Source organism: Streptomyces sp. V3I8, from assembly GCF_030817535.1.
Lineage (GTDB): Bacteria > Actinomycetota > Actinomycetes > Streptomycetales > Streptomycetaceae > Streptomyces.
The window spans coordinates 3,059,219-3,070,926 of record NZ_JAUSZL010000002.1 but is presented as its reverse complement, the minus strand read 5'-3'; the positions used below and the strand labels follow the sequence as shown (position 1 = coordinate 3,070,926).

The 11,708-nt window shown below is 72.1% G+C and carries 11 protein-coding genes and 2 tRNA genes; 6 read left to right on the top strand and 7 right to left on the bottom strand.

Translation table 11 applies throughout. The features are described from left to right. Window positions 1-39 precede the first annotated feature (39 nt). The 3 genes from QFZ75_RS13375 (at window position 40) to QFZ75_RS13365 (ending at window position 2,470) form a co-directional block, all read left to right on the top strand. Window positions 40-113: transfer RNA gene (locus tag QFZ75_RS13375), tRNA-Met, on the top strand. Window positions 114-377: 264 nt separating this feature from the next. Then, window positions 378-2,207, top strand: a complete 1,830-nt coding sequence (locus QFZ75_RS13370; protein ID WP_307536775.1) for a sel1 repeat family protein — start codon at window positions 378-380, stop codon at window positions 2,205-2,207. A 189-nt stretch (window positions 2,208-2,396) separates the two neighbouring features. Further along, window positions 2,397-2,470: transfer RNA gene (locus tag QFZ75_RS13365), tRNA-Met, on the top strand. 91 nt (window positions 2,471-2,561) lie between these two features. On the opposite strand, the gene QFZ75_RS13360 is transcribed toward QFZ75_RS13365, so the two are convergent. After that, window positions 2,562-2,978 (bottom strand): Fur family transcriptional regulator, encoded by a 417-nt coding sequence (locus tag QFZ75_RS13360; RefSeq protein ID WP_307536773.1) that lies wholly within the window; start codon window positions 2,976-2,978, stop codon window positions 2,562-2,564. 139 nt (window positions 2,979-3,117) lie between these two features. Between QFZ75_RS13360 and QFZ75_RS13355 the strand changes: the two genes are divergently transcribed. Beyond that, window positions 3,118-4,587 carry a catalase gene (locus QFZ75_RS13355; protein WP_307536772.1) on the top strand — a complete coding sequence of 490 codons (1,470 nt, stop codon included), beginning with the start codon at window positions 3,118-3,120 and terminating at the stop codon, window positions 4,585-4,587. Window positions 4,588-4,737: 150 nt separating this feature from the next. Here the strand turns inward: QFZ75_RS13355 and QFZ75_RS13350 are convergent, their stop codons facing one another. Together QFZ75_RS13350 and hisN are read right to left on the bottom strand one after the other, a co-directional pair. Continuing rightward, the gene (locus tag QFZ75_RS13350) at window positions 4,738-5,130 is read right to left on the bottom strand and encodes a cyclic nucleotide-binding/CBS domain-containing protein (RefSeq protein WP_307536769.1); all 393 of its coding nucleotides are present in this window, start codon (window positions 5,128-5,130) and stop codon (window positions 4,738-4,740) included. Between the two features lie 162 nt (window positions 5,131-5,292). Beyond that, on the bottom strand, window positions 5,293-6,093 hold the full coding sequence (hisN, locus tag QFZ75_RS13345) for a histidinol-phosphatase (protein ID WP_307536767.1): 801 nt from the start codon (window positions 6,091-6,093) through the stop codon (window positions 5,293-5,295). A gap of 332 nt (window positions 6,094-6,425) precedes the next feature. Between hisN and QFZ75_RS13340 the strand changes: the two genes are divergently transcribed. After that, window positions 6,426-7,037, top strand: coding sequence for a TetR/AcrR family transcriptional regulator (locus QFZ75_RS13340; protein ID WP_307536765.1), 612 nt, complete (start codon window positions 6,426-6,428; stop codon window positions 7,035-7,037). A 69-nt stretch (window positions 7,038-7,106) separates the two neighbouring features. Here QFZ75_RS13340 and QFZ75_RS13335 read toward each other — a convergent pair whose 3' ends face one another. The 4 genes from QFZ75_RS13335 to QFZ75_RS13320 form a co-directional block, all read right to left on the bottom strand. Then, complete coding sequence (locus tag QFZ75_RS13335) at window positions 7,107-7,430, bottom strand: multidrug efflux SMR transporter (RefSeq protein ID WP_307536763.1); 324 nt, start codon at window positions 7,428-7,430, stop codon at window positions 7,107-7,109. A 181-nt stretch (window positions 7,431-7,611) separates the two neighbouring features. Then, the gene (gene rsgA, locus QFZ75_RS13330) at window positions 7,612-8,622 is read right to left on the bottom strand and encodes a ribosome small subunit-dependent GTPase A (RefSeq protein WP_307536762.1); all 1,011 of its coding nucleotides are present in this window, start codon (window positions 8,620-8,622) and stop codon (window positions 7,612-7,614) included. A gap of 16 nt (window positions 8,623-8,638) precedes the next feature. After that, the gene (gene aroA / locus QFZ75_RS13325) at window positions 8,639-9,955 is read right to left on the bottom strand and encodes a 3-phosphoshikimate 1-carboxyvinyltransferase (protein WP_307536758.1); all 1,317 of its coding nucleotides are present in this window, start codon (window positions 9,953-9,955) and stop codon (window positions 8,639-8,641) included. Window positions 9,956-10,121: 166 nt separating this feature from the next. Further along, window positions 10,122-10,844, bottom strand: coding sequence for a M50 family metallopeptidase (locus QFZ75_RS13320; protein WP_307536757.1), 723 nt, complete (start codon window positions 10,842-10,844; stop codon window positions 10,122-10,124). Window positions 10,845-10,891: 47 nt separating this feature from the next. On the opposite strand from QFZ75_RS13320, the gene QFZ75_RS13315 reads away from it, so the two are divergent. Further along, on the top strand, window positions 10,892-11,707 hold the full coding sequence (locus tag QFZ75_RS13315) for an SOS response-associated peptidase (RefSeq protein ID WP_307536755.1): 816 nt from the start codon (window positions 10,892-10,894) through the stop codon (window positions 11,705-11,707). The last annotated feature ends 1 nt before the right edge of the window (window position 11,708 follow it).

Here is an 11,708-nt window from a genome sequence, read left to right as displayed (position 1 = left end):
GGACCCTCCCCGCGCCGTGGTACGGTTGAAACACAACGGCGCGGGGTGGAGCAGCTCGGTAGCTCGCTGGGCTCATAACCCAGAGGTCGCAGGTTCAAATCCTGTCCCCGCTACTGAAGTTGAAGGACCCGGATCCTCCAAGGATCCGGGTCCTTCTGCGTGTGTGGACCGTCCCCGGGGCGGTCGCCATGGGCGTCAGCGGCCCGTGCGCGTGTGCTCCTCGTTCACCAGTGCTGCCGCCGTGAAGGCCGCGCCGGACACAGGGAGTTGCGCCAATTGTGTTTCACTTGTCTCTCTGTGGGCATGTCGACAAAACGCTGTAGTGACCTCACTGGCTGCGGTATACCAGGTGTACCCAGGTTGCAGGTGGTGCGACGATGGACGTTATGGGGGACAAGGCAACTCTGTTGGATACAGGGCGTTTTGTGCAGCCTTCCGACCGGGACGAAACCGGCGAGGCGGCCGAGGAGGCTCGTCAACGGCTCGCCGCGCAGAAGGGCGACGCCGAGGCGATGAGCGTCCTCGGGGCGATGCTGCTCCGGCGCGGTGATCTCGACGGAGCCGAGCCGCAGCTGCGCGCTGCCACCGCCGCCGGTGACCGGGCCGCCGCCAACAACCTCGGTGTCCTCCTGCACCAGCGCGGCTACGCGGAGGAGGCCGCCGGCTGGTGGCGGATCGCCGCCGTCGCCGGATCCGCGGCCGCCGCACACGCGCTGGGCCGCCACCACCGTGAGCGTGGTGACGAGCCCGCCGCCGAGTACTGGCTGCGGCAGTCCGCCGAGCAGGGCCACGCCCTGGGCGCGTACGCGCTCGCCGATCTCCTGGAGCACCGCGGTGACGCCCGGGCCCGGGACTGGATGCGCGCGGCCGCCGAGCGGGGGCACCGCGAGGCGGCCTACCGGCTCGCGCGGAGCCTCGACCGTACGGCCGCGCAGGCCGCCGGGGCCGGCACCGGTCCGGGCGCCGACCCGGGCGCCGGTCAGGGTGACGCGGAGGTCGCGGGCGAGGCCGCCGAGCAGTGGTACCGGCAGGCGGCGGCGCGTGGTCACCGCCGGGCCGCCCTGCACCTGGGGGCGATCCTGGAGAAGCGCGGCGAGCTGAAGGAGGCGGGGCGCTGGTACCTTACCTCCGCCAAGGAAGGCGAGGCGCGGGCCGCCTGCGCCCTCGGCTTCCTGCTGCGCGACGCCGGTGACACCGAGAGCGCGGCCGTGTGGTGGCTGCGGGCCGCCCAGGACGGTGACGGGAACGCCGCCAACGCGCTGGGCGCGCTGCACGCCGAACGGGGCGAGACGCAGACCGCCGAGCGGTGGTACCGGGCCGCGATGGACGCGGGCGACGTGAACGGCGCGTACAACCTCGGGCTGCTCTGCGCCGAGCAGGCGCGGACCGCCCAGGCCGAGCAGTGGTACCGGCGTGCGGCCTACGCGGGACACCGCGAGGCGGCGAACGCGCTGGCCGTCCTGCTGCTCCAGGTCGGCGACGCGGCCGGGGCCGAGCCGTGGTTCTCCAAGGCCGCGGATGCCGGCAGCGTGGACGCCGCCTTCAACCTCGGCATCCTGCACGCGGGGCGCGGGGCGGACGCGACGGCGCTGCGCTGGTACGAGCGAGCCGCTGCCGCCGGGCACACCGAGGCGGCGCTGCAGGTCGGGATCGCGCGGCTCCGGGACGGCGACGAGCCCGCCGCCGAGCGGCACCTGCGGTGTGCCGCCGGGGGTGGCAGCGCGGAGGGGGCGTACCGGCTGGCCACCGTGCTCGACGCGAGGCGCCCGCCCACGCCCGCGCATGAACTGGGGGAACCGGCCACCGAGAAGAGCGAGTGCGAGGAGTGGTACGAGCGGGCCGCGTCCCAGGGGCACCGGCGGGCGCAGGTGCGGGTGGGAATGCTGGCGTCCGCCCGCGGGGACGTCGTGGAGGCGGCCCGCTGGTACCGCGAGGCCGCGGAGGCGGGGTCGCGCAACGGGGCGTTCAATCTGGGGCTGCTGCTGGCGCGGGAGGGGAGCGAGCCGGAGGCCGCCCTGTGGTGGACCCGGGCGGCCGATGCGGGGCACGGCCGGGCGGCGTTGCGACTGGCGCTTGTCTACGCGCGTCGTGGGGAGCTCGCGGAGGGGCAGCGCTGGGCCGACCGGGCCGTGTCGCTGGGGCCGCAGGAGGTGGCCGAGCGGGCCGCCCGGCTGCGGGACGCGCTGCGGCAGGAGCTGTCGGCGTGAGCCCTGCCGGGCGGGGGACACCCCCATCGGCCCCGGGGGCTGCGCCCCCGGACCCCCTGTCGCGCTCCGCGTTCGTCCTCAAACGCCGGACGGGCTGAAAACGCCGGACGGGCTGAAAACGCCGGACGGGCTGAAACGGACAAGTGATTTGCGCTGGTCGGGGCGGGCGACGTACTGTTCAGTCATCGCCGCGGGGTGGAGCAGCTCGGTAGCTCGCTGGGCTCATAACCCAGAGGTCGCAGGTTCAAATCCTGTCCCCGCTACTGATGAAGACTGAAGGCCCGGAACCGATTCATCGGTTCCGGGCCTTCAGCGTTTTCCGGTGGGGTGGGGTGAGCCGGCGGGCGGGAGCTCTCAGGCCGCCGCGCAGTTCGGGCAGACGCCGCGGTACGTGACCTCCACGCCCGAGACCGAGAAACCGAAGCGCTCGGAGTCGGGGAGGTCCGCCAGCGGGTTGCCGCCCGGGTGCACGTCCTTGATCGTGCCGCACCGGGCGCAGATCAGGTGGTGGTGCGGCCGGTGGGCGTTCGGGTCGTACCGCTTCGCGCGCTTGTCCGTGGCGACCTCCAGCACCTCACCGAGCGAGACCAGCTCGCCCAGGGTGTTGTAGACGGTGGCCCGGGAGATCTCCGGAAGCCGGACGACGGCACGTGCGTGCACCTCGTCGGCCGTCAGGTGGACGTGCTCGCCGTTCAGCACCTCCGCCACGACGCGCCGTTGTGCGGTCATGCGCCAGCCGCGTCCGCGCAGTCGTTCCAGCAGGTCGCTCATGCGGGCCAGTTTAACAGCACAGGACCAGTTTCCGAACAAGTGTGACTTTGGAGCTCTGCTTGACTTAGACATTGTCTAGCGTAGGATCGAGTTCGGCTTCGGCCACTGGTCAGGACCAGCCGGCCAGAATCAGCAAGGAATGACGCAGGAGGCGTACGTGACGCAGGGACCGCTTACGACGGAGGCCGGCGCGCCGGTGGCCGACAACCAGAACAGCGAGACCGCGGGCGTCGGCGGCCCGGTCCTCGTCCAGGACCAGCTCCTGCTCGAGAAGCTCGCCCACTTCAACCGTGAGCGCATCCCGGAGCGTGTCGTGCACGCCCGCGGCGCCGGTGCCTACGGCACGTTCACGCTGACCCGTGACGTCTCGCAGTGGACGCGTGCCAGGTTCCTCTCCGAGGTCGGCAAGCAGACCGAGACCTTCCTGCGCTTCTCCACGGTGGCGGGCAACCTCGGTTCGGCCGACGCGGTGCGTGACCCGCGCGGCTGGGCGCTGAAGTTCTACACCGAGGACGGCAACTACGACCTCGTCGGCAACAACACCCCGGTGTTCTTCATCAAGGACGCCATCAAGTTCCCCGACTTCATCCACACGCAGAAGCGCGACCCGTACACGGGCTCGCAGGAAGCCGACAACGTGTGGGACTTCTGGGGGCTGTCGCCCGAGTCCACCCACCAGGTGACCTGGCTCTTCGGTGACCGCGGCATCCCCGCCTCGTACCGCCACATGGATGGCTTCGGCTCGCACACCTACCAGTGGAACAACGAGGCCGGCGAGGTCTTCTGGGTCAAGTACCACTTCAAGACCGACCAGGGCATCAAGAACCTGACGACCGAGGAGGCCGTGAACGTCTCCGGTCTCGACCCCGACTCGCACCAGCGCGACCTGCGCGAGTCGATCGAGCGCGGCGACTTCCCGTCCTGGACCGTGCAGGTGCAGATCATGCTGGCGGCCGAGGCGGCGACCTACCGCTTCAACCCGTTCGACCTCACCAAGGTGTGGCCGCACGCGGACTACCCGCCGATCGAGATCGGCAAGCTGGAGCTCAACCGCAACCCGGAGAACGTCTTCGCCGAGGTCGAGCAGAGCATCTTCAGCCCCGCGCACTTCGTGCCGGGCATCGGCCCCTCGCCCGACAAGATGCTGCAGGGCCGCCTCTTCGCGTACGGTGACGCCCACCGCTACCGCGTCGGCATCAACGCCGACCACCTGCCGGTGAACCGTCCGCACGCCACCGAGGCGCGTACGCACTCCCGTGACGGCTTCCTGTACGACGGCCGCCACAAGGGTGCGAAGAACTACGAGCCGAACAGCTTCGGCGGCCCGTTCCAGACGGACCGTCCGCTGTGGCAGTCCACCTCCGTCGCCGGGGTCACCGGCAACAGCGAGGCGGCGGTCCACGCCGAGGACGACGACTTCGTGCAGGCCGGGAACCTCTACCGGCTGATGTCCGAGGACGAGAAGGAGCGGTTGGTCGGCAATCTGGCGGGCTTCATCGCCAAGGTCTCGCGCGACGACATCGCCGAGCGCGCGATCGGCAACTTCCGTCGGGCCGACGCGGACTTCGGCAAGCGGCTGGAAGCCGCGGTCCAGGAACTGCGCGGCTGACGCCGGCACTGGAACGCTTGCCGTAGGAGTGGGCCGTCTCCCCCGTACCGGGGAGGCGGCCCATTCGCCTTTCCCCCGCCGGGCGAGGGGTCGTGGTCTCCTCGGGTCGTGGTCCCCCCGGGTCGTGAGCCCCCCGGGCCGGGGCGGCTCTCAGGCCGGGGCGGGCTGCCGCAGCGGGGCCCAGCAGCGGATGATGTCGCGGACCGAGACGATGCCGGCCGGCTCGCCGCGGTCGAGAACGATGAGGTGACGGAAGCCGCCGTGCGCCATGGCCTGCGCGGCCTCCTCGAGGGTCCAGGTCGGGGCGGCGAACACCACGTCGGTGGTCGTGTGGGCCTGTACCCGTTCGGTGTCCGGGTTCTGGCCCAGGCCGACGGAGTTGAGGATGTCGCGCTCGGTGAGGATGCCGATGCCGATGCCGTCGGGATCGAGGACCACGGCTGCGCCGACGCGGCGCACGGACATCAGCGCGGCGGCCTTGCGGAGGGTGTGGGCGGGGCCGATGGTGAGGACCACCGTGCTCATGGCGTCACGGACGAGCATGGACGGAGCCACCTCCTACGAATCCGTTCGTTAACGGATTCACAAGTTCACAAGTGGGGGAGCTCTCAGAGTCGCAGTTAAAGGGAGGGTCAACAAGAGGGCGCGCGCGGCCGGTTCGGGGCGCGCGCCGTGCCGCCCGTGCCCCGGACGACTCCATGTGCCTCAGTAACGCTGGTTCAAGTACCCCAGCAACTCGTCGTGCAGGATGCCGTTCGACGCCGCCGCGTTGCCGCTGTGCGGACCCGGCCGGCCGTCGAGGCCCGTGAAGGAACCGCCCGCCTCGGTCACCACGATCGCGGTCGCCGCCATGTCCCACAGCGACAGCTCGGGCTCCGCGCAGATGTCGACCGAGCCCTCGGCGACCATCATGTACGGCCAGAAGTCACCGTACGCGCGCGTACGCCACACCTCGCGGGTCAGGTCCAGGAACCCGTCCAGCAGGCTGCGCTCCTCCCAGCCGCCCAGCGAGGAGTACGCGAACGAGGCGTCCTGCATGCGGGAGACCTCGGAGACCTTCAGCCGGGTCGCGGACGACAGGCTGCGGCCGCTGAACGCGCCGTGCCCCTTCGCCGCCCACCAGCGGCGGGCCAGGGCGGGGGCGGAGACCACGCCGACGACCGGCTGGAAACCGCCCTCGCCCGCCTCCATCAGCGCGATCAGGGTGGCCCAGACGGGGACGCCGCGTACGTAGTTCTTGGTGCCGTCGATCGGGTCGATCACCCAGCGCCGGGGGCCCGTGCCCTCGACCCCGTACTCCTCGCCGAGGATCGCGTCGCGCGGCCGGGCCCGTCCGAGATGGCCGCGGATCAGCTCCTCGGCGGCCTTGTCGGCCTCGCTCACCGGGGTCATGTCCGGCTTGGTCTCGACCTTGAGGTCGAGCGCCTTGAACCGGTCCATCGTCGCGGCGTCGGCGGCGTCCGCCAGGACGTGGGCGAGGCGCAGGTCATCGCGATAGTCGGGCATGAGCGAACGGTACCGCTCCGTGGGGTTCGGCCACAGAGTCGGGGCTGTGGAGCCCCGCCGCCCCGGAAGTGCGGGGACCGCACGCTCAGCCGGGACGGCGCCGCACCCGTCCACGACGTAGCCCGTCCACGTCCGTCCACGGCCCGTCCGCGGCTCACCCACGTCCCGTCCGCGGCCCGACCCGGCCCGGCCCGAGCGGCAGCGCCCCCGCGCCTCCCCGGCACGCGCCGCCGGCGTCGCGCGCCCCGTAGGCCGTGCGAACCCTTGACAGTGCCTTCGCGCGCGTCAACTCTGAATGCGCAGAACCGGTTGGTTGCCCGAGGGAGGCGACGATGCCTGCAGCGCGGGAATCCCTGCTGGACGCCGCCTACACGGCGCTCGGACGCCGCCCGTGGGCCGCCGTGCGGATGGTCGACGTCGCCGCCGTCGCCGGGGTGTCCCGGCAGACCCTCTACAACGAGTTCGGGAGCAAGGAGGGCCTCGCCCGGGCCCTCGTCCGCCGGGAGGCCGACGCCTACCTCGCCGGGGTGGAACGGGCCCTGGTGAGCCGCCCGGAGCCCCGGGAACGGCTCGCCGCGGCCGCCGAGTGGACGACGTCCGCGGCACGCGGGAACGCGCTGGTGCGGGCGATGCTCACGGGGTGCTGGGGGGAGCGGCTGCCCTCGCCGACCCTGTCCGCCGTGCCGTCGTCCTCGTCCGTGCCGGCGCAGCGGCGGGCCGACGGGCCGCTGCCCTCACCCGGTGACTTCGTGGCGCTGGTGCGCGACCGGGCCGTCGCCTCACTGGCCGCCTCCGGAGGGCCCAGGTCCGAGGCGGCGGAGCTGGCCAGGGCCTGCGAACTGGCGGTGCGGCTGGGGGTCTCGTGCGTGCTGGCCCCGGCGGGGGAGGGAGACACGGCGGGGCTGGTCAGGGACGCGCTGGCCACCGTGCGGTCCGTGGTCTGACGCCCTCGCGGGGGACGTCCGGGTGCGTTCCGGTGCGTCCCGGTGCGTCTCCGCGCGTCCCGGTGCGCCTCAGTGCGCCGAGCCCGACAGCTGCAGGCCGATGACTCCCATGATCACGAACGAGATCGAGACGATCTTCAGCGTGGACACCAGGTCGTCGAGGAAGACCATGCCGTAGATGGCGGTGCCCGCCGCGCCGATGCCCGTCCACACCGCGTAGGCGGGGCCCACGTCGAGCTTCTTCAGGGACAGGGTGAGCAGGCCGAAGCTGCCCAGCGCGAAGACGCAGAAGGCGACCGTCGGCCAGAGTCTCGTGAAGCCGTGGGAGAGCTTGAGGCAGACGGCGAAGCCCGTCTCCAGGAAACCCGCCACGACGACCAGCAGCCACGCCATGTGATGCCCTCCCACGCTCCGTGACTGCTCGTGACTACTCGTGACCGCGCGTGACCTCTTCGTCCCGTCCGAATCCGGTCGTCCTGCTCGGATCCGGCTCGGTGCGATTATGCCTTTACCGTTGCGACAAAGGCGCAAACAACACAGAGGTCACGCGGGGTCACGCGGGGACACTCGGGGATCAGTCGCCCTCGCGGCGCTCCCGGGTCGAGAGCAGCCGGCGCAGCGAGTAGAGGCGGGCCGGGTCCGCGTGCCCCTCGGCGACCCACGCGTCCAGCGCGCAGTCCGGCTCGTCGTGGCTGCACGCGCGCGGACAGCCCTCGGTGCCGGGCTCCAGGTCGGGGAACGCCTTGACGACCCGTGAGGGGTCCACATGGTGCAGTCCGAAGGACCGCACGCCCGGCGTGTCGACGACCCAGCCCTCGTCGTCCGGCAGCGGGATCGCGCGCGCCGAGGTCGTGGTGTGCCGGCCGCGTCCCGTGACCGCGTTGACCACGCCCGTGGACCGCCGCCGCTCGCGCGACACGAGCGCGTTGACCAGCGTCGTCTTGCCGACACCGGAATGCCCGACGAACGCCGTGATCTTGCCGTCCAACTGCTCGCGCACGCGGTCCACGGCCTTGCCGCTCTCCAGCTCCTCGCGGCTCGTGACGACGTACGGGACGCCCAGGGCCCCGTACGACTCCAGGAGTTCGTCGGGGGACGCGAGGTCCGACTTGGTGAGGACGAGGAGCGGGTCGAGACCGCTGTCGTACGCCGCCACCAGGCAGCGGTCGATCAGGCGCGGGCGCGGCTCCGGGTCGGCGAGGGCCGTGACGATGGCCAGCTGGTCGGCGTTGGCGACGACCACCCGCTCGTACGGGTCGTCGTCGTCGGCCGTGCGGCGCAGGACCGAGGTCCGCGGCTCGATGCGGACGATCCGGGCGAGGGTGTCCTTCTTGCCGGTCAGGTCGCCGACGATGGCGACCCGGTCGCCGACCACCGCCGCCTTGCGGCCCAGTTCACGGGCCTTCATGGCGAAGACCACGCGGTCCTCGACCAGGCACGTCAGCCGGCCGCGGTCGACGGTGAGGACCATGCCCGCCGCCGCGTCCTCGTGCTTGGGACGGATGTTGGTCCGCGGCCGGTTGCCCTTGCGGTTCGGGCGCTCGCGGATGTCGTCCTCGTCGGTGTGCTTGCCGTAACGGCGCATGATCCCGGTCCGCCCGTCAGTTCCCGAGCATTCCGGTCCACAGATCGGGGAAGTCCGGCAGGGTCTTCGCCGTCGTCGCCACGTTCTCGATCTGTACGCCGTCGACCGCGAGGCCGATGATCGCGCCCGCCGTCGCCATGCGGTGGTCGTCGTAGGTGTGGAAGATCCCGCCGTGCAGCCGGCGCGGGCGGATGCGGAGGCCGTCGGCCGTCTCGGTGACGTCACCGCCGAGCTCGTTGATCTCCTTGGTCAGCGCGGCCAGCCGATCGGTCTCGTGCAGCCGCAGGTGGGCCACGCCGCGCAAGGTCGAGGGGGAGTCGGCGAGGGCCGCCACCGCGGCGATGCCCGGGGTCAGCTCGCCGACCTCGCCCAGGTCCGCGTCGATGCCGTGGATCGCACCCGATCCGGTGAACCTCAGCCCCCGGTCGGTCAGTTCGCAGGAACCGCCCATCTCGGTGAAGATCTCGCGCAGCCTGTCACCCGGCTGGGTGGTGCGGGCGGGCCAGTCGGGGACGACGACCGTGCCGCCGGTGACCAGGGCGGCCGCCAGGAACGGCTGCGCGTTCGACAGGTCCGGCTCCACCGTCAGGTCGCGGCCCAGCAGCGCGCCCGGGGCGACGCGCCAGACGTTCGGCTCGCCGCCCGACTCCGGGGTGTCCACCTGGGCGCCGACCGAGCGCAGCATGTCCACGGTCATCCGGATGTGCGGCATGGACGGCAGCGTCGAACCGGTGTGCCGTACCTCCACGCCCTGGTTGAAGCGCGGGGCGGACAGCAGCAGCGCCGAGACGAACTGCGAGGACGAGGACGCGTCGATCTCGACCGGACCGCCGTCCAGGGCCCCGCCGCCCTGCACGGTCAGCGGGAGCGCGCCGCGGCCGTCGTCGTCGATCCGGGCGCCGAGGGCGCGCAGGCCGTCGATCACGCCGGTCAGCGGGCGCTCGTACGAACGGGGGTCGCCGTCGAAGCGGATGGGGCCGTCGGCCAGGGTGGCGACCGGCGGCAGGAAGCGCATCACCGTGCCGGCGTTGCCCACGTCGACCGTGGCCGGACCCTGCAGGCCCGAGGGGATGACCCGCCATGCCTCGCCCGAGCCGTCCGGGCCCACGCCCTCCTCGATGCCGACGCCCATCGTCCGCAGGGCACCCGCCATCAGGAGGGTGTCGCGGGACCGGAGGGGACGGCGGAGCCAGCCGGGCTCGGCCGCGAGGGCGGCGAGGACGAGCGCGCGGTTGGTGACCGACTTGGACCCGGGCACGTGGACCGTCGTGTCGACTGCTCCGGTCGCGTGCGGGGCGGGCCAGAGGGCGGTGTGGGCGGGGTTAACGGGCATGCCCTCACTTTAGTGGGGGTTCGCTCCACCGGGTTTGGCCGGGAAGCGGCTGCCGCCGGCTCGGGTACGGGGTGGCTGCCGCCCGGTCGGGTGCGGGGTGCGGGGGCCGGGGCCGGGTGCGGGTGGGTGGGGGTCGGCCACGCGGTTCCCCGCGCCCCTTCGGGCCCTACAGGTTCAGCAACCACCTGGCGCCGCCCAGCACCGCGCACAGCGAGACCACGTGGAAGAAGAACAGCCACAGGCCCGCCGGGGCGCGGGTCAGGCGGAAGAGCTGGTCGGCGTCCGAGTCACCGGCGCCGCCCCGGCCGCGCTTGGCCTGCAGTTCGAAGGCCGGGCGGACCCCGCCGAGCAGGAGGAACCAGACGACGGCGTACGCGAAGGCCGCCTGCACCTGGGGGCCGGTCAGCCAGGACACCGCCACGAACGTGCCGCCGCTGACCAGCACCGTGAGGGCGCCGTACGCGTTGCGGATCATCACCAGCATGGCCACGAGCAGCAGCGTGGCCAGCCAGAGCAGGGCTGTGATGTGGCCGGCGCCCAGCAGCGCGGCGCCGCCCAGACCGAGCAGCGGGGGAGCCGTGTAGCCGGCCGCGGCCGTGAGGATCATGCCGAGCCCGGTCGGCTTGCCGCGGCTGACGGTGAGACCGCTGGTGTCGGAGTGCAGCCGGATGCCGTCGAGGCTGCGGCCCGTGAGCAGCGCGACCAGACCGTGGCCGCCCTCGTGGGCGATGGTGATGGCGTTGCGCGAGAGCCGCCACACCGGGTGCGGGACGATCACGGCCAGCGCGGCCACCAGCGTGGCGACGACGACCCAGGTGTCCGGGTCGGGCTGACTGCCGAAGACCTCGTCCCAGACGGTGGCCAGCGAGGTCGCTGCGGTGCTCTCCATTGTGCTTGGGCTCCCTGGGGCATATGGAATCTGGCAGTCTGGCACGTATGTGCGGACGGTATGCATCGAGTCGTGGGCCCGAGGATCTCGCAGGAATCTTTGAGATCGAGAAATGGGATCCGGAAGAGGCTCTGGACCCCGATTTCAACGTGGCGCCGACCAAGGAGGTCTACGCGGTCCTGGACCGTCCTCTCAAGGACGCCGGAGACCCGGAGCCGGTTCGGCAACTGCGCCGGCTGAAGTGGGGCCTGATCCCCTCCTGGTCGAAGACGCCGGAGGGCGGCGCCCGGATGATCAACGCCCGCGCCGAGACCGTCCACGAGAAGCCCTCGTACCGGCGGGCCTTCACCTCCCGGCGCTGTGTCATCCCGGCCGACGGCTATTACGAGTGGGTGACCGGCACCGCCGAGCGCGAGCTGGAGGTCGAGGGCAGGAAGAAGCGGCCCCGCAAGCAGCCGTACTTCGTGCTCCCGGCCGACGGCTCCGTCTTCGCGATGGCCGGGCTGTACGAGTTCTGGCGGGACAAGACGCTGCCCGACGACCACCCGCGGGCCTGGTGGGTCACCTGCACGGTCATCACCACGGAGGCGGAGACCTCCCCGCTCGCGGTCGCGCCGAAGGAGGGCCCGCGCTCCCTCGCCGACATCCACCCCCGTATGCCGCTGATGCTCACCCCGGACCGCTGGGACGCCTGGCTGGATCCCGCCCGTACGGACGTCGAGGACCTGCGCGGCCTGCTCGCGCCGCCGCCGGAGGGGCGGATGCGGGCGTACCCCGTCTCCACGGCGGTGAGCAACGTCCGCAACAACAGCCCGGAACTGCTGAACGAGCTGGAGGGGCCCGAGGAGGGCACACTCTTCTGAG

Bases quoted from the DNA above. Each gene is read 5' to 3' on its own strand.
- rsgA (WP_307536762.1), bottom strand. From the start codon at position 8,622: ATGCGCCGTTACGGCAAGCACACCGACGAGGACGACATCCGCGAGCGC.
- QFZ75_RS13315 (WP_307536755.1), top strand. From the start codon at position 10,892: ATGTGCGGACGGTATGCATCGAGTCGTGGGCCCGAGGATCTCGCAGGA.
- QFZ75_RS13370 (WP_307536775.1), top strand. From the start codon at position 378: ATGGACGTTATGGGGGACAAGGCAACTCTGTTGGATACAGGGCGTTTT.
- QFZ75_RS13340 (WP_307536765.1), top strand. From the start codon at position 6,426: ATGCCTGCAGCGCGGGAATCCCTGCTGGACGCCGCCTACACGGCGCTC.
- hisN (WP_307536767.1), bottom strand. From the start codon at position 6,093: ATGCCCGACTATCGCGATGACCTGCGCCTCGCCCACGTCCTGGCGGAC.
- QFZ75_RS13355 (WP_307536772.1), top strand. From the start codon at position 3,118: ATGACGCAGGAGGCGTACGTGACGCAGGGACCGCTTACGACGGAGGCC.
- QFZ75_RS13335 (WP_307536763.1), bottom strand. From the start codon at position 7,430: ATGGCGTGGCTGCTGGTCGTCGTGGCGGGTTTCCTGGAGACGGGCTTC.
- QFZ75_RS13350 (WP_307536769.1), bottom strand. From the start codon at position 5,130: ATGCTCGTCCGTGACGCCATGAGCACGGTGGTCCTCACCATCGGCCCC.
- aroA (WP_307536758.1), bottom strand. From the start codon at position 9,955: ATGCCCGTTAACCCCGCCCACACCGCCCTCTGGCCCGCCCCGCACGCG.
- QFZ75_RS13360 (WP_307536773.1), bottom strand. From the start codon at position 2,978: ATGAGCGACCTGCTGGAACGACTGCGCGGACGCGGCTGGCGCATGACC.
- QFZ75_RS13320 (WP_307536757.1), bottom strand. From the start codon at position 10,844: ATGGAGAGCACCGCAGCGACCTCGCTGGCCACCGTCTGGGACGAGGTC.